General features: G+C 37.8%; 24 protein-coding genes. 15 read left to right on the forward strand and 9 right to left on the reverse strand.

The genetic code is table 11. From position 1 onward, the window contains the following. Positions 1-38 precede the first annotated feature (38 nt). Entirely contained in the window at positions 39-317 is a 279-nt protein-coding gene (locus D1093_RS06000) for a hypothetical protein (protein ID WP_005773650.1), read from the reverse strand. 32 nt (positions 318-349) lie between these two features. After that, on the reverse strand, positions 350-1,699 hold the full coding sequence (locus D1093_RS06005; RefSeq protein WP_120101336.1) for a D-alanyl-D-alanine carboxypeptidase: 1,350 nt from the start codon (positions 1,697-1,699) through the stop codon (positions 350-352). A 234-nt stretch (positions 1,700-1,933) separates the two neighbouring features. On the opposite strand from D1093_RS06005, the gene clpS reads away from it, so the two are divergent. Next, entirely contained in the window at positions 1,934-2,329 is a 396-nt protein-coding gene (gene clpS, locus D1093_RS06010) for an ATP-dependent Clp protease adapter ClpS (protein ID WP_120102359.1), read from the forward strand. A 6-nt stretch (positions 2,330-2,335) separates the two neighbouring features. Further along, complete coding sequence (gene clpA / locus D1093_RS06015) at positions 2,336-4,687, forward strand: ATP-dependent Clp protease ATP-binding subunit ClpA (RefSeq protein ID WP_120101338.1); 2,352 nt, start codon at positions 2,336-2,338, stop codon at positions 4,685-4,687. 22 nt (positions 4,688-4,709) lie between these two features. Here the strand turns inward: clpA and D1093_RS06020 are convergent, their stop codons facing one another. Together D1093_RS06020 and D1093_RS06025 are read right to left on the reverse strand one after the other, a co-directional pair. Then, positions 4,710-5,132 (reverse strand): HIT family protein, encoded by a 423-nt coding sequence (locus D1093_RS06020; protein ID WP_120101340.1) that lies wholly within the window; start codon positions 5,130-5,132, stop codon positions 4,710-4,712. 134 nt (positions 5,133-5,266) lie between these two features. After that, positions 5,267-5,728 (reverse strand): RidA family protein, encoded by a 462-nt coding sequence (locus D1093_RS06025; RefSeq protein ID WP_005773644.1) that lies wholly within the window; start codon positions 5,726-5,728, stop codon positions 5,267-5,269. 145 nt (positions 5,729-5,873) lie between these two features. Between D1093_RS06025 and D1093_RS06030 the strand changes: the two genes are divergently transcribed. From D1093_RS06030 to lpxB, 13 genes are all read left to right on the forward strand, one after another. Continuing rightward, positions 5,874-6,710 carry a cell envelope integrity EipB family protein gene (locus D1093_RS06030; RefSeq protein WP_120102361.1) on the forward strand — a complete coding sequence of 279 codons (837 nt, stop codon included), beginning with the start codon at positions 5,874-5,876 and terminating at the stop codon, positions 6,708-6,710. Positions 6,711-6,877: 167 nt separating this feature from the next. Next, positions 6,878-7,657, forward strand: coding sequence for a 30S ribosomal protein S2 (gene rpsB / locus D1093_RS06035; RefSeq protein WP_120101341.1), 780 nt, complete (start codon positions 6,878-6,880; stop codon positions 7,655-7,657). Positions 7,658-7,759: 102 nt separating this feature from the next. Further along, a complete protein-coding gene (tsf, locus tag D1093_RS06040; RefSeq protein WP_120101343.1) occupies positions 7,760-8,683 on the forward strand; it encodes a translation elongation factor Ts in 924 nt (307 codons plus the stop codon). A 156-nt stretch (positions 8,684-8,839) separates the two neighbouring features. After that, positions 8,840-9,559, forward strand: coding sequence for a UMP kinase (pyrH, locus tag D1093_RS06045; protein WP_005773640.1), 720 nt, complete (start codon positions 8,840-8,842; stop codon positions 9,557-9,559). A 37-nt stretch (positions 9,560-9,596) separates the two neighbouring features. Next, positions 9,597-10,157, forward strand: coding sequence for a ribosome recycling factor (gene frr, locus D1093_RS06050; RefSeq protein WP_005773638.1), 561 nt, complete (start codon positions 9,597-9,599; stop codon positions 10,155-10,157). Between the two features lie 702 nt (positions 10,158-10,859). Then, entirely contained in the window at positions 10,860-11,675 is an 816-nt protein-coding gene (locus D1093_RS06055) for a phosphatidate cytidylyltransferase (protein WP_120102362.1), read from the forward strand. Between the two features lie 15 nt (positions 11,676-11,690). Then, a complete protein-coding gene (locus D1093_RS06060) occupies positions 11,691-12,839 on the forward strand; it encodes a M50 family metallopeptidase (protein WP_120101344.1) in 1,149 nt (382 codons plus the stop codon). A gap of 203 nt (positions 12,840-13,042) precedes the next feature. Further along, positions 13,043-15,439 (forward strand): outer membrane protein assembly factor BamA, encoded by a 2,397-nt coding sequence (gene bamA, locus D1093_RS06065; RefSeq protein ID WP_120101346.1) that lies wholly within the window; start codon positions 13,043-13,045, stop codon positions 15,437-15,439. 66 nt (positions 15,440-15,505) lie between these two features. Beyond that, positions 15,506-16,552 (forward strand): UDP-3-O-(3-hydroxymyristoyl)glucosamine N-acyltransferase, encoded by a 1,047-nt coding sequence (gene lpxD / locus D1093_RS06070; RefSeq protein ID WP_120101348.1) that lies wholly within the window; start codon positions 15,506-15,508, stop codon positions 16,550-16,552. A 1-nt stretch (position 16,553) separates the two neighbouring features. Beyond that, positions 16,554-17,021: a 3-hydroxyacyl-ACP dehydratase FabZ gene (gene fabZ, locus D1093_RS06075; RefSeq protein ID WP_012231508.1), complete on the forward strand. Its 468-nt coding sequence runs from the start codon at positions 16,554-16,556 to the stop codon at positions 17,019-17,021. Positions 17,022-17,045: 24 nt separating this feature from the next. Next, on the forward strand, positions 17,046-17,858 hold the full coding sequence (gene lpxA, locus D1093_RS06080) for an acyl-ACP--UDP-N-acetylglucosamine O-acyltransferase (protein WP_120101350.1): 813 nt from the start codon (positions 17,046-17,048) through the stop codon (positions 17,856-17,858). A 14-nt stretch (positions 17,859-17,872) separates the two neighbouring features. After that, positions 17,873-18,745 carry an LpxI family protein gene (locus tag D1093_RS06085; RefSeq protein ID WP_150222280.1) on the forward strand — a complete coding sequence of 291 codons (873 nt, stop codon included), beginning with the start codon at positions 17,873-17,875 and terminating at the stop codon, positions 18,743-18,745. Continuing rightward, positions 18,738-19,934 carry a lipid-A-disaccharide synthase gene (lpxB, locus tag D1093_RS06090; RefSeq protein ID WP_150222283.1) on the forward strand — a complete coding sequence of 399 codons (1,197 nt, stop codon included), beginning with the start codon at positions 18,738-18,740 and terminating at the stop codon, positions 19,932-19,934. Before D1093_RS06085 ends, lpxB begins: the two co-directional genes overlap by 8 nt. A gap of 20 nt (positions 19,935-19,954) precedes the next feature. Here the strand turns inward: lpxB and D1093_RS06095 are convergent, their stop codons facing one another. The 5 genes from D1093_RS06095 to D1093_RS06115 all read right to left on the reverse strand — a co-directional run bounded on the left by D1093_RS06095 (position 19,955) and on the right by D1093_RS06115 (position 24,279). Continuing rightward, positions 19,955-20,728 carry an amino acid ABC transporter ATP-binding protein gene (locus D1093_RS06095; protein WP_120101353.1) on the reverse strand — a complete coding sequence of 258 codons (774 nt, stop codon included), beginning with the start codon at positions 20,726-20,728 and terminating at the stop codon, positions 19,955-19,957. Between the two features lie 80 nt (positions 20,729-20,808). Beyond that, a complete protein-coding gene (locus D1093_RS06100; protein ID WP_150222285.1) occupies positions 20,809-21,516 on the reverse strand; it encodes an ABC transporter permease in 708 nt (235 codons plus the stop codon). After that, a complete protein-coding gene (locus tag D1093_RS06105; protein ID WP_120101355.1) occupies positions 21,513-22,235 on the reverse strand; it encodes an ABC transporter permease in 723 nt (240 codons plus the stop codon). Before D1093_RS06105 ends, D1093_RS06100 begins: the two co-directional genes overlap by 4 nt. A gap of 77 nt (positions 22,236-22,312) precedes the next feature. Then, positions 22,313-23,065, reverse strand: coding sequence for a transporter substrate-binding domain-containing protein (locus tag D1093_RS06110; RefSeq protein ID WP_005773625.1), 753 nt, complete (start codon positions 23,063-23,065; stop codon positions 22,313-22,315). 461 nt (positions 23,066-23,526) lie between these two features. Next, positions 23,527-24,279, reverse strand: a complete 753-nt coding sequence (locus tag D1093_RS06115; RefSeq protein ID WP_120101357.1) for a transporter substrate-binding domain-containing protein — start codon at positions 24,277-24,279, stop codon at positions 23,527-23,529. Positions 24,280-24,485 lie beyond the last annotated feature (206 nt).

Consider the following 24,485-nt stretch of genomic DNA (forward strand, 5'->3'; position numbering starts at 1 on the left):
CAATAATTAAATAATTCTTTTAGAAAAGGTTTGTATAATTAAATATTTGTTGCTCCTAGACGGATTTTAATAGGTACATTACCAGTTTGACTAGCAACACGTAAATGGATGCGTACAGGAGGCAGCATGATACGACGATTGCGCATCGTTTGACAAATGAGAAGATTAACAAGAGATTGTGTATCTAAGGCAGTTGAATTATATTTTAAACCAGTAAGTTTTACGGCAGCATCGTGAAGAGAACGTAATGAAAGGAGGGATGATTGCTTCAATAATTTTTCTTTTTCATGGAATGAAGCAAAAGCATTATCTGTCATAATACTATCCTTAACGCAGAATTCAAAAACTTTTAGTAAGCTACAGTATAGCAGTTAAAATTTGCTTTCTTTAATGTAGAACAAGCATCAAATGCAGCTTTTTTTGATTGAAATCCCGTAAATCGGGCACGGTAGTAACGCTGCCCATTTTTTTCAAACAGTTGCATATGTGAAGAGGCGTTCGTTAAAGTAGAAAAAGCTGTGTTTTTTGCTTTTAAAAGCAGAGTGTTTGCTTGTTCTTTACTCGGAAGAGAACCAATTTGGATAGCCCATCCGGCATTTGTAGATAAAGAAACATTTACAATTTTATGTGTCTCAACTGGTATAGTTTTTTGAGGATTAGGTATCGGTACAATGACCCTATTTACAGCCATTATTGCGATATTGGAATTTTTAGGTTGTTCTGCAAATGCTGTCAACATAGTTGAAATTTCATCATCAAAATTGCTTGAATCAGCTTTAATAGCCGGTATAGGAGTCTTTGCGCCAGTGGGTAATTGATAGTGTACAGAGGCCATTAAACGTTCCCCACTTTTCATTTGGTTTGCTTTTGGCAAATATTGATTCAATAAGCTAGCCATGTGCTCGTCACGTGCAGTAGATGATTTACCTCCCATAACAACAGCGACAATAGAACGCCCTTCAAGACGCATTGAAGTTGCTAAATTAGAACCTGACATTTGTGTGTAACCTGTTTTAATTCCATCGACCCCTTTCATTATTTTAACGAGTTTATTGTGGCTGTTAATTGTATGTCCACGGAAATTAAAACTGTTTATTTTGAACAATTTATATTGTTTTGGAAAATGTTTGCGGAGGGCTAAAGACAAAGTGGCGATATCTCGTGCCGTAGAATAATTGTGTACATCTGGAAGTCCTGAAGCATTGGCAAAATGTGTATGTTTCATGCCAAGTTTACGCGCTTTTGTGGTCATCATTCGAGCGAATTTTTTTTCACTCCCTCCAAGATATTCTGCAATGGCTGTAGCAACATCATTTGCAGATCTTGTAATGAGTGCTTTAGCGGCGGCTTCTGCAGAAATTGTTTGGCCTGCTTTAAATCCAATTTTTGTTGGTGGACGCATTGCTGCATAATGTGAAACAGGAATTGGAGTATTGGGTGTCACACGCCCCATCTGCATAGCTTCAAACAGGAGGTACAATGTCATCATTTTTGTTAAAGAAGCAGGATAACGTTTCAGTGTTGCATTGGCTTGAAAGAGAGTTTTCCCAGTTGACGCATCTATCACAATAGCCGCATACTTATCAGGATAGGCACCCTGAGGTGTTGCTGATGCCCAACAACAAGAAAAAGCTAACATAATAAAAGAAATTGCCATCTTTTTATAGCAGCGCATAATTTTTTGATCATTAATATACACTTGCAGTATCCTATTTCTCCATTTACTGTGAAAAACCTCTATAAAACGTCCTGTTCTGTAACGTGTTGATGCAGTCTAGACGAATGGTATTACTAATTTGTTTACAGAAATTATTTTATGAGTGACTTCAATCTATAACCATAGGGGGAAAGTTTTTTCTTATACAAAAGAGCTATTGCAATAGTTTTGAAAGAACTTAAAATTAATAAAAAATTTGCTGCATGGAAAACAATAATGGGACAAACACTCATAATAAACTCTCTATCTCATATTATGCATAATGAAAAATCCCGCATTATGCATAATGAAAAGGGCAAGAATTGGAAGGAAGGTAGGCAGGGTGCGGTTATAATACCTAAGGCTAGAATAAAACTCCAAAAACCTAAATTATATCGCGTTCTTTTACTGAATGATGATTACACACCTATGGATTTTGTTGTTTTCGTTTTGAAAAACTTTTTTAAAAAAAATTTCGAAGAGGCAACGCGGATTATGTTAAATGTTCATCACAATGGGATAGGGGAATGTGGAACTTATACTTATGAAGTTGCTGAAATGAAAATCGTACAAGTGAGGGAGTGTGCACGTCAAAATGAACATCCGTTACAATGTGTAATGGAATGGAAGTGAGGAATTATGCCATCTTTTACACCTAGTCTTGAAGAGGTCTTGCATCGTGCATTAACAATTGCCACTCAAGCGCGACATGAATATGCAACATTAGAACATCTTCTCCTTGCACTGTTAGATGATGCCGATGCAAATTCCGTTATTCAAGCATGCCAAGTAGATGTGAACGAATTGCGCGAGCGCTTAACCAACTATCTTCGCTCAGAGTTAGATGAACAGATTAGAGCTGATGAGGATACAAAGCCTACAGCTTTTTTCCAGCGTGTTATCCAACGTGCGGTGATACATGCTCAATCTGCTGGAAAAGATGAAGTATCAGGGGCAAATGTTCTTGTTGCAATTTTTTCTGAACGTGAAAGCCATGCTGCCTATTTTCTTCAAGAGATGGGAATGACACGCTATGATGCTGTCCGTTTTATTTCACATGGTATTACCCGTGATGATGGATTATCCATGTTACTTGAAGGACTTGAAGAGCAATTAGATCAGCAGATTTCAGACAATGGTGAAAGGGTAACGAATGCTTTAACGGGTTATTGTATTGATCTCAATTGTAAAGCACGAAATGGAAAGACTGATTTATTAATTGGCCGTGAAAGAGAAATTTCACGCATGATTCAGATTTTATGTCGAAGATCAAAAAATAATCCACTTTTGGTTGGTGATCCTGGAGTAGGGAAAACCGCTATCATTGAGGGATTGGCAAAGCGTATTGTTGATGGGCAAGTGCCTGAAGTTTTATCACATGCAACGATCTTTTCTCTTGATATGGGGGGACTTGTTGCTGGTACACGTTATCGCGGTGATTTTGAAGAACGATTAAAGCAAGTTATTAAAGAGTTTGAGCTTTATCCAGATGCTATTTTATTTATTGATGAAATTCATACCTTAATTGGAGCTGGGGCAACATTAGGGGGAAATATGGATGCAGCAAATCTTTTAAAGCCTGCATTATCTTCTGGAACTATGCGATGTATTGGGGCGACAACTTACAGAGAATATCGAAAATTTTTTGAACAGGATCGTGCTTTAGAGCGCCGTTTTCAAAAGATTGATATTAATGAACCTTCTGTTCCTGATGCGATTAAGATTTTGCAGGGGATGAAGCCTTACTTTGAAGATTTTCATCAGATTAAATATACAGATCAGGCAATGAAAGCATCTGTAGAATTATCTTCACGCTATATGGTTGATCGTCGATTACCTGACAAAGCAATTGATATTATTGATGAAAGTGGTGCAGCACAAAAGCTGTTGCCACGAAAACAGCGCAAAAAGACTATTGGTGTTAAAGAAATTGAAGCGACTGTTGCGACAATTGCAAGGATTCCACCCAAAACAGTTTCGCGGAATGATCAAAAGATATTGAGTAAGCTCGAGAGAGAACTCAAGCATGTTGTTTACGGGCAAGATCAGGCAATTTCCGCTTTAGTGTCATCCATAAAATTGGCGCGAGCAGGTTTACGCGAACCAGATAAACCAATAGGAAGTTATTTATTTTCCGGACCAACAGGTGTTGGAAAAACTGAAGTTGCAAAACAGCTTGCATCATCTTTAGGTATTGAGCTCTTACGTTTTGATATGTCAGAATATATGGAACGCCATACGGTAGCGCGCTTAATCGGTGCTCCCCCTGGCTACATAGGGTTTGATCAAGGAGGTCTCCTTACAGATGCCGTTGATCAGAAGCCTCACGCAGTCTTATTGCTCGATGAGATTGAGAAAGCTCATCCGGAGTTATTTAATATTTTATTGCAGGTCATGGATTATGGTCGATTAACAGACCATAACGGCAAGAAAATTGATTTCCGCAATATTATTTTGATTATGACAACCAATGCTGGTGCTTCAGATATGGCAAAATCAGCGATTGGATTTGGGAAAGTCCGCCGTGATGGTGAAGATATAGAAGCAATCAATCGGTTATTTACACCAGAATTTCGTAATCGGTTGGATGCAATCATTCCGTTTGCACCTTTATCTTACTTAACTATCAATCAGATCGTGCAAAAATTTATTTTTCAGCTTGAAGGACAATTAGCTGATCGGGAGATCTGTTTTGAATTAAGTCCTTCTGCAACTTTATGGCTTTCCAATAAAGGATATGATTCTCAGATGGGAGCACGCCCATTAGGACATATTATACAAGAATATATTAAAAAGCCATTAGCAGATGAAATTTTATTTGGAAAGTTACGCAACGGTGGCATCGTTCGTGTATTGACACAAAAATCAAATGGCGAAAAAGAAAGATTACAGTTAGAAATTTCCTCTTCTAGTCTATCTGTTGGCTCAAAGAAAAGTAAAACGAAAAATTTTAATAAGAAAACTGTAGGAAAGAAAAGCGCAACATCTTAAGAATATGCTACAAAAGGGACTATTATAGAGCAGCACGAATTTTTTTGGCATTCTCTTCAAGTATTTCTGTAGGTGTTATCACTCCATTATGAGGAGTAAGTTCTATTCCTTCCATACGTGGTATAATATGAAAATGGAGATGATAAACGCTTTGTTGACTAGCCGCTTCATTAAATTGCATGATCGTTATACCATCAGCTTGAAAGGCTTTTTTGACAGCATTAGCGATTTTTTGAACAGCTTTAATAACAGGAAATAATGTTTCAGTATCGGCGTCAAGTAAGTTTCGAGAACTTTTTTTAGGAATGACCAGTGTATGACCCGGTGCTTGTGGCATGATATCCATGAATCCAATAACATCATCATCTTCGTAAACGCGAACAGAAGGGATTTCATTACGAATTAATTTAGCAAAAATATTGTTATTGTCATAAGCTTGTTTCATACGAATATTTCCTTTTATTGTAAGGGTAGAATTTTAATGTTAAAATGGAAAAGTGCAAGGTTTATCAGAGTGTAAGATAAAAAAATATTTTACCTTCAGTGATTTTTAAGGAACGCACTGTCTTTAATGAAAATTTAGATTTCTATGATGGCTTCAACTTCTACAGGAACATCCATAGGGAGGGAGGCAACACCAATAGCAGAACGGGCGTGTTTCCCAATTTCACCAAGAATATTGACAAATAAATCAGAAGCTCCATTGGCGACAAAAGGGATATCGGTAAAATGGGAATCAACAGCCACAAAAACAGTAATTTTTACCACGCGTTTTATTCTATTGAGGTCACCCAGAGTTGCTTTGAGTTGAGCGAGAATATTAAGAGCACAAGCTTCAGACGCTTTTTTGGCTTGCTCGGTATTCACAGTGCTACCAACTTTACCGATGGCTATAGGTTTTCCATTCGTAAGAGGGAGCTGTCCAGAAATAAAGAGTTGATTGCCACTTTGTGAAGTTGTGATGTAATTGGCAAGGGGTTGCGTTGCTGCAGGAAGAGTGATTCCGAACTTTTTTAAGTTTCTTTCAATTACATTGGTCATAATTTAAACTCCATAACTATTCTATAAACATATCATTGCATAACCTATTTTTTTATTGAAGGAAATGTGTGGTTAATGGAGAAATTAGCCTTTTTTGCCTTATTGTATGATGTTATGGAACAGGAATAAAGTTTGGAAGTTGGGAATGATTAGAGCATTATTTATAATAATTTTATATATTGTTTTTTTCTGTACAGCGAGAGCTGAAGAGCCTATTTTTATTGCGCCTCATCGGGCAATTTATGATTTTCAGCTCGATAATGTTTCTCATGAAATGACAATTTCTGGGATGTCAGGGCGAATGGTTTACGAGCTTACTGGTTCTGCATGCCAAGGCTATAGCACACGTTTTCGTTTCATTAGCCGTCTTCATGTTGAAGATATGCCGGTCCGTTTAACGGATCAACAGACGACGAGTTATGAAACAGGAGATAGCCGTACGTTTCGTTTTAATGTTACCGATCAAGAAGGGGAAGAGGTTACACATCGTGCTGAAGGGGTCGCGGAGCGAACGGGAGATGGTATTACAGTGACCTTAAAGAAGCCAAAGGAAAAAGAATATAAGCTTGCAATGGCTGAATTTCCAATGATGCAACTAAAAAATATTATCCGCCATGCAAAAGCGGGGGATCATTTTTATAATGTTACTGTGTTTGATGGGACAAATAAAGCGGATGAAGTTATAAAAGAAAGTATCGTCATCGGGGAAAAGAAAGCGCTTTTATCTGATAGCGAGACGGAAAAAATGAAAAAATTGGATGAAGAAGAATATTGGCCTGTTACAATCTCTTATTTTGATGATGGTGAAAATAAAGATGGTTTGCCAGTTTATCAGAGCAGTTTTCTCTTACATGAGAATGGTGTCATGCGTGATCTTCATATAGATTATGGGACTTTTTCAGTGCGTGCAAAATTGAACAGTCTTGAATTTCTTGAACTTGGAAAAGATCTTGATCAATGTGAAAATCTGAATATTAAATGATTGAAGAAAATAACTTGAAAAAGAATCAAAGTTTAGTATGTTTGCGCTATTCCACACGCGGAGTTTGGGTGTTTGTAGATAATCTGTGAGGAAAGTCTAGCAAGCATCCGCCGGTAGTAGGTTTTCCTGCTTTTTCCGCGGAGGTTGAACCGGAAAGGATAAGATTTATGGCACTACCCGATTTTACTATGCACCAGCTTTTAGAAGCAGGTGTGCATTTTGGTCACCAGACTCATCGCTGGAATCCAAAAATGACTCCCTATATTTATGGTCAGCGTAATAATATTCATATTATTGATCTTGCTCAGACCGTTCCACTTTTACATCAAGCGCTTAAACTTGTTTCAGACACTGTTGCGCGTGGAGGTCGTATTCTCTTTGTTGGAACAAAACGGCAGGCATCTGAAATTATCGCTGATGCAGCGAATCGTTCTGCCCAATATTATGTTAATGCGCGTTGGCTTGGCGGTATGCTGACGAACTGGAAAACAATTTCCAATTCGATACATCGTTTGCGAAAGCTTGATAAAATTCTTGCTGCTGAAGCGCAAGGCTTTACCAAAAAGGAACGTTTAAATCTTGAACGTGATCGTGAAAAGCTTAATCGTGCGCTTGGTGGTATTAAAGATATGGGCTCTGTTCCAGATCTTATCTTTGTTATCGATACAAATAAAGAAAATATTGCACTCCAAGAAGCAAAACGTTTAAACATTCCAGTGATTGCTATTATTGATACTAATTGTGATCCTGATGATGTAACACATCCAATACCAGGGAATGACGATGCTTCACGTGCGATTTCTCTTTATTGCGATCTTTTTGCGCGTGCTGCTCTTGATGGTATTGCACGTCAGCAAGGTGCAATGGGTGTCGATTTAGGAGCTCAAGTTGATGCACCTGTGGAGCCTATTTTGGAAGAAAATGCGGTTTCAGCAGTTTCTGAGTAATATAAAACGCCTAATTAAGGTACTTTTATTATCTAAAGAAAAAGTTATAGGCGTGCAGAGGAAGTTTGCACGCTTTCACTGTTATAGAATGAAGAGGCAAATATGAGCGTTACTGCTGCACAAGTAAAAGAACTTCGAGAATTATCTGGCGCCGGAATGATGGACTGTAAAGCAGCGTTGGCAGAAACCAATGGTGATATGGAAGCTGCTGTTGATTGGCTTCGTAAAAAAGGGATAGCAAAAGCAGATAAAAAGGCTGGTCGTACAGCAGCTGAGGGATTAATCGGAGTTGTATCAAAAGATTCACATGCAGTTTTGGTTGAGATTAATTCTGAAACAGATTTTGTTGCACGCAATGATGGATTTCAAGACATTGTGCGCAAAGTAGCAACTGCTGCTTTAAATACGCCAGGTGATGTTGAATCTGTTTCTGTTTCCCTTTATCCAGGCTCTGAGAAGACTGTAGAGCTTACAATTAAAGATGCAATTGGTACGATTGGCGAAAATATGACGTTTCGTCGTTCCGCTAAACTATCTGTTGAGAATGGTGTTGTTGCGACTTATATACACAATAGTGTGTCTGATGGGCTTGGGAAACTTGGTGTTTTGGTTGCAATTGAAACAACGGGAAATAAAGAAGCAGCTCTTGCTTTTGGACGGCAGGTTGCGATGCATATTGCCGCAACCAATCCATTAGCACTTACAGCACAAGATGTTGATGCTGGTGCCATTGAACGTGAAAAAGCAATTTTTTCAGATCAAGCACGTCAGTCTGGAAAACCTGAAAATATCATTGAAAAAATGGTAGAAGGACGCATGCGTAAGTTTTTTGAAGAGGTTGTTTTACTTTCTCAAGCTTTTGTTATGAATCCTGATGTGACTGTTGAGGCTGCTTTAAAGGATGCTGAGAAATCAATAGGCGCTCCAGCAAAAATCACAGGCTTTGTTCGTTTTGCACTTGGTGAAGGTGTAGAAAAAGAAGAGTCTGATTTTGCTGCAGAGGTTGCGGCAGCAGCAAAAGGCTAGTTATTGCAAACTCTTGATCAGAGATTTAAAACTTCCATTGGTTTTAGAGTCTCTGATGGACGCAATATAATTTTTGTGAGGGCGTCACGTGAAAAAAGTGGTGCCCTTCGTGGTGTCAAAAGCAAAAAGACAATATGCTTTTGGGGAGATTATGTAATGGCATTAGCACTTCCGTATAAACGTATTCTTTTAAAGGCTTCTGGTGAAGCTCTTATGGGGGGGCAGAGTTTTGGTATTGATGTTTCTGTTGTCGATCGTATTGCCGCTGATATTGCAGAAGTGCGCGCAATGGGAATAGAAGTCGCGGTTGTTATCGGTGGGGGAAATATTTTTCGTGGTGTTGCTGTTGCTTCGCATGGGGGGGATCGCGTGACAGGTGATCATATGGGAATGCTTGCAACGGCTATTAATTCTTTAGCATTGCGAACGTCATTGACAAAATTAGGGGTTGAAACGGTCGTGCTCTCTGCGATTGCGATGCCACAAATTTGTGAAAGTTTTTCGCAACGTAAAGCAATAGCTTATATGAATCAGGGAAAAGTTGTTATTTTCGCGGGTGGTACGGGCAATCCATTTTTTACCACTGATTCTGCTGCGACGTTACGTGCAGCAGAAATTGGTGCGGATGTTCTTCTTAAAGGAACACAGGTCGATGGTATTTATTCAGCCGATCCCAAAATAGACCCTACAGCTAAGCGTTTTGACCAATTAACACATGTTGAAATTTTGCAATGGGGATTATCGGTTATGGATTCAACGGCGGTCACTTTAGCCCGTGAGAATAATGTGCCGATTATAGTGTATTCCATTCATGAAAAAGGTGGTTTAGCGAAGGTCTTGAATGGAACAGGGCGCTTTACAATGGTATCGGAATAAGAGTAAGCTTCAAAGGACAATTGAAGGAGACAGAAATATGAATGTTGCATCAATTATGGATGATCTGAAACGTCGCATGGATGGCGCTATTACGGCTTTTAAACATGAGTTGGGTGGCTTACGGACGGGACGGGCATCGGCGAGTTTATTAGAACCTTTAACCGTTGAATCTTATGGTTCTGTTGTACACATCAATCAGGTTGCTAATATTTCTGTTCCTGAACCTCGGATGCTTTTTGTTTCTGTATGGGATAAAACAATGGTAGGAGCTGTCGAGCGTGCTATTCGCGATTCTGGTCTTGGTTTGAATCCCATAACTGATGGTACGAATTTACGTATTCCTTTACCTGAGTTGAATGAAGAGCGCCGTAAAGAACTTGTAAAAATTGCGCATCACTACGCGGAGCAAGCGCGTGTTGCGACACGTCATGTTCGTCGTGATGGTATGGACAATTTGAAAAAATTAGAAAAAGATGGTGAAATTGGACAAGATGAAGCCCACAGTTTATCCGAAAAAGTTCAAAAACTCACGGATGAAACTATTGCTGATATCGATAAAATTTTAGCCGTAAAAGAATCTGAAATTATGCACGTTTAAGGCGGTTTTTTCGCTAGAAAAAATATTCTACTCCCAGCGTGTAAATTATTTTTATTGGATAAGAGCAGGGAGTAATGTGCACTATGATCGCAAGTGTGATGGAGCTGGTTGTTTTATCATCTTGATGGGGGAAAGATTGGTTTAAAAGAGTTGATGCTTTTATTCTTTAATCTACGAGTTTTGCCCTTTACTTAAGCGCATTGTTTGACTGCATGATAAGAAATATTCATGAGGAATGACTCAAACATTCTAAGATGGGTTTGAGGTAATATGGCAGAAAAAATAATGCCTTACTCCTTACCATTCATTAAAAACCTGTGTGCAGGATGATTGGACAAGCAGATGTTATGGGGCGTAATTTATTTTTTAATGATGAAGAGTTAATAGAGCAGCTCTTTTATACGCAAACCTATATGCGTTAATTTATGTAGGGCGTAGATAACCACTTTCTCATTTTATGTTTAAGAAAATCTTTGGAAGTTTATTTTAAGATTAATCTAGATAAGAAAGATTTTTGATCCGCTTTCATTGATTATTCGTCGTATAAGCGCTATCTTGGTAAACTAAACTGTTTATGGTAAATTATAAGAGAGATTTGCACAAGTATGAAATAAAAATACTGGGTAGGGAAGTTTTTAGGGAAGTTTTTCTTGCATCAATTTTAGAGCTTGTATTTTCTATTTTTATTGTTTGGATGTTGTTTTGTCTAATTTGGTTTATCGTGTTCTAACGGCTTTTGTGTTTGGTGTTATTGCTTTGTATCTAACATGGTTGGGAGGGACCACCTTTTTTCTGTTTGCATGGTGTATTGGCAGTTTTATTCTTTATGAGTGGATGAATATTACTCAAGAGAAGTGGTGTGTTTTACAAAAGATATTAGCAGGTATTTTTTATTTTCTCTTTGGCTTTTTTTTGGTGTTGAATGTCTCTGCTTTGCTGGTTTTTTGTGTTTTAATCGTATTGGCTGCGGTGTTGGCTATTATATCTATAAAAAACAGTGGTTGGGTTTTTTGTGGTTTTTTATATGCATCTTTTCCTGTTGTAGCTTTATGCTTTTTACGGGATCATGAGATATTGGGGTTCCAAGTTGTTATTTTCTTATTTACGATAGTTTGGGGAACCGATATTGGTGGATATTTTATCGGACGTGCATTAGGGGGGCCTAAATTAGCACCACAATTTTCTCCTAATAAAACATGGTCAGGAGCACTTGGTGGTACATTTGTCGGTGTTTTTGGTGGTATATGGGTTGCTTTTGGATTTTTTGATATAAATTTAGCAAGTTTTTTTATGCCACTCCTTACACTTGTTTTGTCAATTGTTTCACAACTGAGTGATTTAGGACAATCATGGCTTAAAAGACGGTTTTCTGTTAAAGACTCCGGTTCTTTATTGCCTGGACATGGTGGTTTTATGGATCGTATGGATGGATTGGTAGGAGCAACTTGTCTTCTTTATTTAATTGGTTCATTGATATCTGATATGGATGCACCTTTTCATCTTTTTAGTATGATTTAATGGGGAGAAGATATTTTGGGACTTTTAAATCATATGGTCACTATGGGTGATTTTCTTTTAAGAAGTTTGAGTATTCTTTTTATCATCATGCTTATCATTTTTGTGCATGAACTTGGGCATTATCTCATTGGGCGGTGGTGTGGTATTAAGGCATTAGTTTTTTCCCTTGGATTTGGACCACAAATAGCCAGTTACATAGATAAGCATGGTACGAAATGGCGTTTAGCCCTTATCCCTTTAGGCGGGTATGTAAAGTTTGTTGGGGAGGAGGATAAAGATGAGGCGCTATTATCACCATCATCTCCGATTGTTGATGGTTCGTTTGCCGGTGCGCATGCTTGGAAAAAAGCAGCAACTGTTTTTGCTGGACCCTTTTTCAACGCTCTTTTTACTATCGTTATTCTAACGTTTTTTTTCTTTATTTATGGTCGTTTCGCCATTGAACCCGTTGTTGGTTCTTTGGTAAAAGAGAGCCCTGCTATTCAGTCCGGTTTGGAATTAGGGGACCGTTTTGTTGAAATGGATGGTCGACGGGTTGAAAGTTTTGAAGATTTGATGAATTATGTAGCTTTTCATGGAAGAGAACCGATAGAGTTTAAAATAGAACGCATGGGGCATGTGTTTACCACTGTCATTACCCCAAAAGTCATTGAGCGAGATGATGGATTTGGGAATCGAACACAAAGTGCTATGATCGGTGTAGGTGTTCCTGTTGATTTAAATAATCCTCCACGTTTAGATCCAACTTATATAAAACATATTCGCTATGATTTTGTAACAGCTGTAGGAGAAGCTTTAAACCGTACGGTATTTATTGCCACTCAAACTGTTCTTTTTATGAGTCGTTTAATCGGAGGCAAAGAAGATCGTTGTCGGCTAAGTGGGCCTTCTAAAACCGTAAAAATTGCTTGGAAAGTGAGCGAGACAGGTTTTATCTCTTTATTGAATTTGGCCGCTTTTCTTTCAATAAGCGTTGGGCTTATTAATCTTTTTCCGATTCTACCGCTTGATGGTGGACATCTTTTATTTCATGTCATTGAGGTCATTACTGGGAGAAAAATATCCACTAAACTTCAGGGAATTTTTTTTCGTGTAGGTTTTTCCCTTCTTCTCCTTTTTATGATTTTTGTCTTCTTTAATGATTATTTTTGTTGGTTTAGCTAATTAAATTATGGAAAACGCTTTGTAAATTGGGTAATAATAGCAAAAATAAATTGAAGGTTGTTTACCATGTCTGCAAAATATTGTGGCGTCGTACATTATAATGAGTAATTAAGGGATAAAAAGTCTCGCTGTAAAAGGGTTGTTATGGCAGTTAGCTTTTTAAGGCATCGTGTCCAAGGAACAAGAGTAAGGTAAAAAAGCCAATGACTACGAATTCAAAGTTTTTAAATGCAGCATCTGTGTTGGTGTTAAAAATGGGGATGATTGCCCCAGCAACGGTTTTTATGTCAATTGCTGCGGTTGGAGAAATACAAGCATCTGTAGTCCGTTCTATTGAGGTTCGTGGGAATAAGTTTGTAAGTTCTCAGGCGATTCGTGACAATATGGGTATTAAAGCTGGACAAGGGATTTCCAGTGGTGATGTTGATCATGCTGTGAAAAATCTTTTCGAGTTAGGTTTATTTTATGATGTTAAAATAAATCAAGTGGGTGATAAATTGATTGTATTCGTAAAAGAATATGAGGTTGTCAATCAAATATTATTTCAGGGAAATAAATCTTTTAAAGACCCAGATCTTAAAAGATTTATTTCTTTAAAGCCAAATGAGCCTTTTAATTCTGCTAAGCTTTCTGCTGATATTAATACAATTCGTGAAGCTTATAAAACGCTAGGTCGTAATAATATCACTGTTAACGTTCAAACCATTAATCTTGGAAAAGGGCGTGTTAATGTGGTGTTTAATGTTGTTGAAGGACAAAAGACAAAGATTAGTGATATCACGTTTAAGGGAAATACTGTCTTTGCAAGCCGCCGGTTGCGTGATGTGATTTCAACAAAGTCTTCAGGAATTTTTTCGAAGTTGTTGGGAGGCGATGTTTACAGTGAAGAGCGCCTCGCTGCTGATGAAGAGGCTTTACGCCGCTTTTATTATAATCGTGGTTATGCAGATTTTCGTGTTGTCTCTTCTAAAGCGGTTTTTGATGCTGCAAGCAATACGTATAGAATTTCTTTCGTTCTTGATGAAGGTCCGCGCTATAAAATTAGTGATATTCAGGTTGAAAGTGATGTTGATGGAATTGACGTTCAATCTGTGAAAGGCAAGCTTAAAACTCAGCCAGGTAATGTTTATAGTGCAGAAGATATTGAACAGTCTGTTGCTATTATTAATAATAAGGTTGCTGATTCAGGATATGCTTTTGCTAAAGTTGAACCACGGGGAAATCGTGATTTAGCAAATCATACGATTTCAATCTTATATAATATTGAACAAGGTACACGTGCATATATTCAGCGTATTGATATACGTGGCAATGAGAAAACGCGTGATTACGTCATTCGTCGTGAGATTGATTTAAATGAAGGAGATGCTTACAATCAAACTTTATTGCAGCGGGCGAAACGTCGTCTAGAAAGTTTAGGTTTTTTCAAAGCCGTTAATATTTCAATGGTTCCCACTGAGCAATCTGACCAGGTTGTTTTGGTGATAGATGTCGTTGAAGCTTCAACAGGAGATCTCTCTCTTTCTGGAGGCTATACAACGGGGGGAACAAGCCCTGGTATGTCGCTTGAAGTTTCTGTTACTGAGCGTAATCTTGGGGGGCGTGGTCAGTACGTTCGTTTGGGGTTAGGGGCAGGGCAAGAAAAATCCCGTAATTATAATTTATCATTTGTTGATCCTTATTTCTTAGGGTACCGTTTATCGGCTGGCGTTGATGTTTTTCGTAGCACTTACCGTGCTGATAAAGCCTATGATGTACGGCAGACAGGGGGATCACTACGGTTTTCTCTCCCTATTAATAATCAATTATCTGCGAATGTTGCTTATTCTTATGTACAGGAAGAATATGACTTTGGTGGAGAGTATGATTTCAACAAAGAGAGTGATATAATAGAATTATATGGAAAATATTCTGGTGCGATTGTTCAAGCAGCTAAGCAAAGTCCTTGGAAACGTTCATCAATTAGTTATGGTTTAACCTATAATACGATTGATGATATGAGAAACCCCCATGATGGGTGGTACGTGCATCTTCTTCAGGAATATGCCGGACTTGGTGGGAGTGCAAAGTTTTTGAAGACCACGGGTAAGGCGATGATGTATAAGACTCTCTCTGATCAAAGGGATATTGTTGGTTTACTTTCCTTTGGCGGTGGTTATATCCACGAAATAGGCAAGGAGGGTGTTCGTATTTTCGATATGTTTAAAGCAAATACGGATATGCTCCGAGGTTTCAAATACAATGGAATAGGTCCACGTCAGGTTTCCAGTAAAGGTGAAGTTTATTTCTTAGGGGGAACGACCTATATGAATGCGACTGCTGAAGTACAGTTTCCTATTCCTGTTGTCCCTGAAGGGTTTGGTTTGCGCGGTGCTTTATTTGCAGATATTGCTACGCTCTATGGCAATAATTATAAAGCTGTTTTTAAGGGTGAACCACCTGTTACCCATACCAAAAGTGCTTGGCGTTCATCTGCAGGTGTGAGCTTGATGTGGGATTCTCCGTTTGGTCCTTTGCGTTTTGATTATGCTTGGCCAATAACAAAGCAGGAGGGAGATCGTTTGCAGCAATTGAACTTTGGTATTTCTACGAAGTTCTGATTTGAGCGTTTTTTAAGAAGGAAAAGCTTGAAGAGAATAGCTTAAGCTGGGAGAGAAAGTGTTTTGATGGCGGATACATTTTTTTTTACGCCGTCCCGGCAATTGACAGTTGCAAATGTTGCTGAGTTGACGGGTGCAAAGCTTCTTAATCCAGAGTTTTCTCATAAAGTTATCAATACTCTTTCTTCGCTTGACAGTGCTGTGGAAGGCTCTCTTGTTTTCGTGGAGCATCGGAAATTTTCTGATGCTCTACGAGACAGTTCTGCTGTTGCTGTTTTTTGTACGAATGATATTGTTTTTAAAGTTCCTGACACGATGGCAATTTTGGTGACATCCACACCACAGCGTGATTTTGCTCAGATTGGTCGTATTCTATTTCCTGATTCTGTCAAGCCAATGCCTTGGTTTGGACAGAAAGAGATTTCACCGCATGCGCATATTCATCCAACGGCTAAGTTTGCTGATGATGTGTGTATTGAAGCGGGAGCTGTTATTGGAAGAAATGTTGAGATTGGTGCAGGAACTCTTATTTCATCCACAGCCGTTATCGGTGAAAATTGCCGTATTGGACGTGACTGCTATATTGCTCCTAAAGTAACCATTCAGTGTTCCTTAATAGGGGATAGGGTTCAGCTTTATCCTGGTGTTTGCATTGGGCAAGATGGTTTTGGTTATGTTGGGGGTATTTCTGGAATCGAAAAAATTCCACAACTTGGTCGCGTTATTATTGAGGATGGTGTAGAAATTGGTGCGAACACCACGATTGATCGAGGAACATTTCAAGATACTGTTATTGGAGAAGGAAGCAAGATTGATAATCTTGTACAAATTGCCCACAATGTAAAAATTGGTCGTTATTGCCTTATTGCCGCTCAATGTGGAATTGCCGGAAGTACATCTATAGGAGATATGTCTCAGCTTGGCGGGGGGGTTGGAGTAGCAGATCATATTGTAATAGGTAAATGTGTTCAGATTGCTGCTCGTAGTGGTGTTATGAATGACATTCCGGATGGTGAAAAATGGGGAGGCAGTCCAGCACGGCCATTTAAACAATGGTTTCGTGAAGTAGCGACGTTGCGCAGTATGGGAAAAGTTAAAAAGGAGAGAAGCTGATATGATCAGCACTGAAGGAATTAAAGATTTAGAGGCTGTTGATATTGAAAAATTGCTATCAATATTACCGCACCGTTATCCATTTTTATTGATCGATCGTATCGTTAATATTGATGGGGAACAAGAAGCGATTGGTATTAAAAATATAACGATTAACGAACCACATTTTACAGGACATTTTCCCACAAAGCCTGTTATGCCTGGCGTTTTGATTTTAGAAGCTATGGCACAAACGGCAGGAGCAATAGCACTTTTAAATTTAGGCAATAAGCGAACAAATTTAGTTTACCTTATGACGGTTGATAATGCGAAATTTCGTAAGCCGGTTATGCCTGGTGATCAGCTTAAAATTCATGTTCAGCTTTTGAAAAAGAGATCGGGTATGAGGCGTTTTTCGTGTGTGGCAAAAGTAGAAAATGTTCGCGTCGCTGAAGCAGAAATTGCTGCGATGATTGTTGAAGAAGAATAAACGATATTTGATGGGAATTTTAAAATGTCCGGTACGAAAATCCATCCAACTGCTCTCGTGGAGAAGGGAGCGCAGCTTGGTGAGAATGTACGCGTTGGGCCATTTTGCCATATTAGTTCAGAGGCTGTTATTGGTGATGAATGTAGTTTGACAAGTCATGTTGTAATAATGGGAAAGACAATGTTAGGAGCCAAGAGTAAAGTATTTTCTCATGCTGTTTTAGGGGCAGATCCGCAAAATAATAAACATAAAGGGGGGGCTACGATTCTCTCTATTGGTAAAAATTGTATGATCCGTGAAGGCGTAACAATGCATAGAGGCTCCGATTCGAGTACGGGAATGACAGTTGTTGGTGATAATTGCCAATTTTTTTGTTATGCGCATATCGCTCATGATTGTCATGTAGGCAATCATGTAACATTTGCGAATAATGCAATGATTGCTGGTCACGTTACTGTTGGTGATTATGTGATTATCGGTGGTGGTGCTGCTGTTCACCAATTTGTTCGTGTTGGGCATCATGCTTTTATCGGTGGTGTATCTGCACTGGTAGGTGATTTGATTCCTTATGGAACAGCTGTTGGTGTGCAGGCAAAACTTGCCGGACTCAATATTATTGGCATGAAGCGTGCAGGGCTTGAGCGTCAAGATATTCACGCACTCCGCCATGCGGTTGCCATGCTTTTTGATCATAGCAAGCCATTTAAAGAGCGTGTCAATGATGTTGCTTCTTGCTATTCTTCTTTTCGATCTGTTGCTGACGTTGTTCGTTTTATTAAAGAAGAAGGAAAGCGTTTTTATTGTACACCAAAATTTGGAGGTGATAGAATAAAATAATGTAAGGATTAAAAATGCTAATTTGTGGTACCAGAAATTTTCTTTCCGGCCGCACTGCTATTATAGCAGGAAGTGGTGTTTTACCGATTACCGTTGCGCAAGCTCTTGAGAAGAATGGAGAGAATCCTTTTCTTGTTCTTTTGCAGGGCGAAGCAGATTCTGTTCTTTATCGTTATGAACATTGCGAGCTATCAATTGTAGAGTTAGCGCGACTCATTAAAGTTTTAAAAGAGGCTGGAGTTTATAATGTTGTTTTGGCAGGTGGTGTAAAAAAGCGACCGCTTCTTACACAATTACGACTGGACTGGACGACATTTTTAGCGCTGCCTAAGTTAATTGGAGCTTTGAGGAAAGGGGACGATGCATTATTAAAAGCTTTTATACGATTTATTGAGGAGCATGGTTTTTGTGTTATCGGTGCTCATGAAATAGTCCCAGATCTTTTAGCGCCCATAGAATTTAATTTAACAGTACGGCGTGCTACGCAGAAAGAGAAGAAAGATATTTTTTTAGCAGCACGAGCAGCAAAACTTTTAGGTCAATTGGATATCGGGCAAGCCGTTGTTGTTGTTCAAGGAAGAGTGGTAGCTCTGGAGGGCGCTGAGGGAACTGATAATATGTTGTGGCGTGTTTGTGAAATGCGAGAAAGAGGGCAAATCCCCTCTAAAGGTGGTGTTCTTGTTAAATGTGCAAAACCACAACAGGATAATCGCGTTGATTTGCCATCAATTGGGCCCGTTACAATAATGAACACTGCAAAGAGTGGTTTGTCCGGTATTGCAGTGGAGGCAAATAGGAGTATAATATTATCATTGAAAAAAACAATAGAAAAAGCCAATGAACATTCTCTATTTATAGAAACATTTGAAAAGTTTGATCATGAATAATAGTTTATTAAAGATTGCTGTGATTGCGGGTGAGGAATCTGGTGATTTTCTTGGGGCTGATTTAATTTCTTGTTTATCACAACAAATAGGATGCAATATTCATTTGATAGGGGTTGGGGGGAGGCATTTAGAGGCTTTAGGTTTAAAAAGCTTTTTTGATTCCCATGATATTGGTTTAATAGGTTTAAAGGAGGTGTTGAAAAAATTACCGTTGTTGTTGCTCCATATTCGCAATTTATCCAAATTTATCGCACAAGAACAACCTGATTGTTTAATTATTATTGATAGTCCTGATTTTACGCATCGTGTTGCAAAAAAGGTACGCGCTTTAGCGCCTTCTATTCCGATCATTAAATATATCGCACCAACTGTTTGGGCATGGAGGCCAGAGCGTGCAAAAGCTATGCGGGAATTTGTTGATCATGTTTTAGCGGTTTTTCCTTTTGAAGAAAAGGTTATGCAGGATTTGGGTGGTCCTGCTACCACCTATGTTGGACATCGTCTTTCGACGTATCCTCCTCTTTTGAAAGTTCAGTCAGAAAAAAGGTGCCAAGTAGAACAAAGACATTTGTATGATCAACAAATATCATCGCCTACATTGGTTATTTTGCCAGGATCACGCAATTCAGAGATTCTTTCTTTAATGCCTATTTTTCGAGAAACGGTAGAGATTCTTGTACAACGTATTCCTCATTTACAGATTATTTTACCCACTTTACCCCATTTGGTGGATAGAATCCATGACTTTATTCAAGACTGGAAAAGCAAAGTAGAAATTGTTGTTGGTGAAGATAAAAAATGGCGTGCTTTTGCACAAGCAGATGTTGCTCTTGCTTCCCATGGAACGGTTTCACTTGAGTTAGCTTTAGTAAAAGTTCCTACGGTTCTTTGCTATAAACTTGATCGTTTTGCTAAATTATTTATTTTTCCTAAAATAACGTTATGGAGTGCTGCTCTTCCGAATATTATTGCTGATAAGCCTATTGTTCCAGAATATTTGAATGAATTTATACGTCCTGGCATGTTAGCAAGACAGATAGAACAACTTTTATCTAATCCTTTATTGCGCCAAGCTCAACTCGATGCTTTTGAGGAGGTCGAGCAGAAAATGAAAACTGAAGTTCCATCGGGAATTGTCGGTGCGCAAAAGATTATCACTCTTTTAAAAAGTAGGGGCAAAATTGTATAAATAAAACAATATTTTGATGACTAATGCTTAATTTTAGCAAGAAAATCACGGGCACGCTGACTTTTAGGGTTGGTAAAGAATTTGTCAGAGGCTGTGTCTTCAACAATTTTTCCATTTTCTAGAAAGAGTATTCTTTCTGATACTTTTCTTGCGAAGCCCATTTCATGGGTAACACAAAGCATTGTAATTCCAGTATCGGCCAATTGAGCGATCACTTCCAAAACTTCTCCCACACTTTCTGGATCAAGAGCTGAAGTGGGTTCATCAAAAAGCATGACTTCAGGTTCCATACAAAGTGCACGAGCAATCGCGACACGCTGTTGTTGTCCACCAGAAAGTTGTAAAGGATATTTTTCACAGTATTTTTCAATACCGACATGCGTTAAGTAACGAGTTGCCCTTTCTTTTGCTTGTTGTTTGGAAAGTCCTTGAACTGTCATAGGGGCTAAAATACAGTTTTGTATAACGCTCATGTGGGGAAATAAATTAAAGTTCTGAAAAACCATTCCTATCTTTCGCAGGACATTTTTTTGCTGTTGTATAGGAGCGGTATGGATATCAACGTTATGAATATAAATTGAACCTTTTTCTGCTTGTTCTAATTGGTTAATACAACGAATTAGCGTTGATTTTCCTGATCCGGATGGTCCACAAATAACGATATGTTCACCAGCTTGAACATCAAAGTTGATATCGTGTAAGACCTGAAAGTTTCCATACCATTTATTGAGGTTTTGAATGGAAATTACAGAGTTTTTACTGGAAGAGATTGATTGATTATTTTTTAAATTCATCTTGTTTTATTCTTTCATTGATGAATAAATTGATTAATGCACCATTTTGATTTGGTAAAGTTTTTTATGATCATTTTATTTTACCGTAAATATCGCGTGAGATGATGTTCGATAAAAACAATAAAACGATGAATGAGTTCAACAATAAAAAGATAGATAAGTGCGGCCCAAACGTAAACTTGGAAGTCAAATGTACGTGAATAAGTGAGTTTAGCAATTCCCATTAAATCATAAACAGTAACAAGTGAGGCAATGGCACTTGATTTAATCATTAAAATCAACTCATTTCCTAAGGGACGTAATGCGACAATCATTGCTTGTGGAAGAATAACTCTAAAAAATGTGACAGAATTACTCAGACCTAAAGCTTTTGACGCTTCACGTTGTCCAGTGGTTACGGATAGAAAACTTCCTTTAAAGATTTCAGATTGATAGGCAGCAGAATTGAGTGTGAAAATAAAAAGGCAACAATACCACGCGTTTTGAAAAAACCACCATAGACCAACCTGTTGCCAAAAATTGTTCATTGAACCAAGTCCATAATAAAAAAGGAAGAGTTGGGCTAATAAAGGAGAGCCGCGAAAAAAATAGACATAAGCATTTGCAAAATATTGTAAAAACGTATTTTTTGATAAACGTGCAAAAGCGATAAGCATTCCAAGGAAAAAACCAAGAGAACAAGAGATAGAAACAAGCTCGACAGTAACAATAAAGCCATCAATAAATTTTGGCCCATAACGGCTTAAAAGATCAGGGTTAAAAAGGAAATAAAGCCATTCAGGAATCATTGACTTGGTACCTTTTTATAGCCTCTTTGAGTGTATGTTTCCAAATGGCGTAAGATTGCGCCAAAAAGCGCTGAAAATAATAAATAGAGTAAACAGGCCACAAGATAAAATAGCATGGGTTTATTGGTCGCAGCGACAGCTAAATTCGTTTGTCGCATGAGATCAACAAGTGCGATGGTTGAAACGAGGGATGTATCTTTCAGTAAAGTAAGCCAATTATTAGAAAGTCCTGGCAAGGCATTTCGGATGAGCTGAGGGAAGACAATACGAAAGAATGTGGTTGAACGTGAAAGCCCTAAAGCTTTAGCAGCCTCATATTGCCCTTTATCAAAAATGTTGAATGCTCCAAGCCAAACTTCACAAGAGAAAGCGGCAAGAACCATACTTAGTGCAAGAACACCAGCAACAAAAGCATTGATACTAAACATGACTTCAAGATTAAAATAGTCAAAGACATTTTGAATAAGACTTTGTAATCCGTAGTACACTAAAAACAAGGTTAAAAGCTCTGGAAGCCCACGAAACACCGTTGAAAAGAGACGTGCTATAGTTTTCGCCATCTTAATATCGGATCGAATCATGACTGCATTTAGAAGTCCTAGAGGAAGTCCTAGAAGTCCACAACATAACGCCAATGACAATGTCATTCCTGCACTAGAAAGTATAACCGCTCCCCATCCACCATTGCTAAACGATAGCAATGCTAAATTTTCAATCATTCTTGTATTCCTCATGAAAGAGTTAGATAACGTTTTAGAAATCAACAGTGAGTTTCATCTAAATATCATAGTGAGCTTTAATAAACATCGCTTGTAAAATATTTTCTCATAATTTTTTCATAAGTTCCATCCAAACGGATTTCTTTTATTGCTTCATTGAACTTATTTTTAAGATCATTATTGTTTTGACGCAGCGCAATTGCAACAGGAAATTTTGTTTCTTCCAGAGTTCCTAGGAGGAGACAGCAATTTTTTCCTTCATTTTTAAGCCAATTTAATGCTTGTAATTTATCAACAATAATCACATCAAGTCGATGATTTAAAAGATCACGATTCACTTCTATTGTAGAAGGATAGAGTTTGATGTTTACCTCTTCAGAGGCATAATGATCTTCTGCATAAACAGCTTGTGTTGTATTTGATTGTACACCAAGATTTTTGCCTTTAAAGCTTTGTGACGAGACTTCTTTAATTCCCGAATCTTTGGTAACAATGACAGCCAGTGCTGTATCGTAGTAAGGATCTGTAAAGTCAATTTTTTGTAAACGCTCTTGTGTATGAGAAAGGGAAGCAACAATAGCATCATATTTTTTTGCAATAAGTCCGGGGATCATCCCCTCGAAATCTTGCGTGACAATTGTGCACTCAATATTCATTTTTTTACAAAGAGCATAAGATATATCAATATCAAATCCTTTAAGCTCATTATTTGAGTCAATATAACTAAAGGGAGGATAAGTACCTTCACTGGCGATTTTTAATGTTTTTGCATCAGCCAATGGGGTGAATAGCGCGGCGCTTATTATAAGAGCTCCTGCTAGTAGTTTCATGACATTCTCCTATTGGATAAGCGGGCAAATATGAAATCGTCACGTTTTTATAATCTGTAAGCTTTTCTGGAGCAATGCAAAAATTTATCGGTATTTATTTTAGATTATGATACTAGACATTATTATCAAAAAATTATCTTTTTTATTGATTGAAAGAAGAATAAATATCTTACTCTGTACAAGACTTAATTTTTATGAAATGCTAAGTTTACATCATTTCATAAGTAAAAACTGAGAGATTTTCTTTAAAAACAAGGCTATTCAATTTAAATATAAAATTAGATGTAGATAAGATAAAAATACAACCTCATGGTTGTTATTGGATTTCATAAACATTCAACTATCGAGGAAAAATTAATTCTTTTGATAGATGTAAATTCTTCTTATGAAAATGCTAAATTTCCACCTATTTTTTCATGCCCAACAAAAAGTTAAAAGACATTTCTTCAAAAGATTCAAATCTAATTGATATCGAATGTAAAATATTTTCTCATTATTTTCTCATAAGTTCCATCCAAACGGATTTCTTTTATTGCTTCATTGAACTTATTTTTAAGATCATTATTGTTTTGACGCAGTGCAATTGAAACAGGAAATTTTGTTTCTTCCAAAGTTCCTAGAAGCTTACAGCAATCTTTTCCTTCATTCTCAAGCCAATTTAATGCCTTTACTTTATCAAAGATGATAATATCAAGCCGATGGCTTAAAAGATCACGATGAACTTCTATTGCTGTAGGATAAAGTTTGATATTCACGCCTTCAGAGGCGTAATGATCCTCTGCATAGGCAGCTTGTGTTGTATTCGATTGTACACCAAGATTTTTACCTCTAAAGGCTTGTGTTGAGATTTCTGTAATCCCCGAATTTTTGGTAACAATGATAGCCAATACTGTGTTGTAGTAAGGATCTGTAAAATCAATTTTTTGTAAGCGCTCTTTTGTAGGAGAAAGGGAAGAAACAATCGCATCATATTTTTTGGCTAGAAGGCCGGGAATCATCCCCTCGAAGTCTTGCGTGACAATTGTACATTCAATATTCATTTTTTCACAAAGGGCATAAGATATATCAATATCAAACCCTTTAAGCTCATTATTTGAGTCAATATAACTAAACGGGGGATAAGAAGCATCACTTGCAATTTTAAGTGTTTGAGAATTTGCCGATAGAGTAAAGAGTGTTGCGCTTATTATAAGAGCTTTTCCTAATAATTTCATTATGTTCTCCTATTCAATAAGCTGACAAATATAAAACTATAAGGCATTTTTATAATCTGTAAGCTCTTTAGGAGCAATGTAAAAATTTATCTGTCTCCATTTTGCTATCATTACGCTAAATTACAGTCAAAAAAATGAGTTATTGATATCAAGTATGACGGGAAAAATACAGGAAAGAAGGAAAGTTCTTGTTAATGATGGAATGA

Origin of the sequence: Bartonella kosoyi (genome assembly GCF_003606325.2) — a bacterium.
Lineage (GTDB): Bacteria > Pseudomonadota > Alphaproteobacteria > Rhizobiales > Rhizobiaceae > Bartonella > Bartonella kosoyi.

Excerpts from the sequence above, each read along its gene's own strand:
- frr (WP_005773638.1), top strand. The coding sequence starts at position 9,597 with ATGAATGTTGCATCAATTATGGATGATCTGAAACGTCGCATGGATGGC.
- D1093_RS06095 (WP_120101353.1), bottom strand. The coding sequence starts at position 20,728 with ATGAATTTAAAAAATAATCAATCAATCTCTTCCAGTAAAAACTCTGTA.
- D1093_RS06000 (WP_005773650.1), bottom strand. The coding sequence starts at position 317 with ATGACAGATAATGCTTTTGCTTCATTCCATGAAAAAGAAAAATTATTG.
- D1093_RS06110 (WP_005773625.1), bottom strand. The coding sequence starts at position 23,065 with ATGAAACTACTAGCAGGAGCTCTTATAATAAGCGCCGCGCTATTCACC.
- D1093_RS06030 (WP_120102361.1), top strand. The coding sequence starts at position 5,874 with ATGATTAGAGCATTATTTATAATAATTTTATATATTGTTTTTTTCTGT.
- D1093_RS06025 (WP_005773644.1), bottom strand. The coding sequence starts at position 5,728 with ATGACCAATGTAATTGAAAGAAACTTAAAAAAGTTCGGAATCACTCTT.
- tsf (WP_120101343.1), top strand. The coding sequence starts at position 7,760 with ATGAGCGTTACTGCTGCACAAGTAAAAGAACTTCGAGAATTATCTGGC.
- bamA (WP_120101346.1), top strand. The coding sequence starts at position 13,043 with ATGACTACGAATTCAAAGTTTTTAAATGCAGCATCTGTGTTGGTGTTA.
- lpxA (WP_120101350.1), top strand. The coding sequence starts at position 17,046 with ATGTCCGGTACGAAAATCCATCCAACTGCTCTCGTGGAGAAGGGAGCG.
- D1093_RS06115 (WP_120101357.1), bottom strand. The coding sequence starts at position 24,279 with ATGAAATTATTAGGAAAAGCTCTTATAATAAGCGCAACACTCTTTACT.
- D1093_RS06085 (WP_150222280.1), top strand. The coding sequence starts at position 17,873 with ATGCTAATTTGTGGTACCAGAAATTTTCTTTCCGGCCGCACTGCTATT.
- clpS (WP_120102359.1), top strand. The coding sequence starts at position 1,934 with ATGGGACAAACACTCATAATAAACTCTCTATCTCATATTATGCATAAT.
- D1093_RS06105 (WP_120101355.1), bottom strand. The coding sequence starts at position 22,235 with ATGATTGAAAATTTAGCATTGCTATCGTTTAGCAATGGTGGATGGGGA.
- clpA (WP_120101338.1), top strand. The coding sequence starts at position 2,336 with ATGCCATCTTTTACACCTAGTCTTGAAGAGGTCTTGCATCGTGCATTA.
- pyrH (WP_005773640.1), top strand. The coding sequence starts at position 8,840 with ATGGCATTAGCACTTCCGTATAAACGTATTCTTTTAAAGGCTTCTGGT.
- fabZ (WP_012231508.1), top strand. The coding sequence starts at position 16,554 with ATGATCAGCACTGAAGGAATTAAAGATTTAGAGGCTGTTGATATTGAA.
- lpxD (WP_120101348.1), top strand. The coding sequence starts at position 15,506 with ATGGCGGATACATTTTTTTTTACGCCGTCCCGGCAATTGACAGTTGCA.
- D1093_RS06100 (WP_150222285.1), bottom strand. The coding sequence starts at position 21,516 with ATGATTCCTGAATGGCTTTATTTCCTTTTTAACCCTGATCTTTTAAGC.
- lpxB (WP_150222283.1), top strand. The coding sequence starts at position 18,738 with ATGAATAATAGTTTATTAAAGATTGCTGTGATTGCGGGTGAGGAATCT.
- rpsB (WP_120101341.1), top strand. The coding sequence starts at position 6,878 with ATGGCACTACCCGATTTTACTATGCACCAGCTTTTAGAAGCAGGTGTG.
- D1093_RS06020 (WP_120101340.1), bottom strand. The coding sequence starts at position 5,132 with ATGAAACAAGCTTATGACAATAACAATATTTTTGCTAAATTAATTCGT.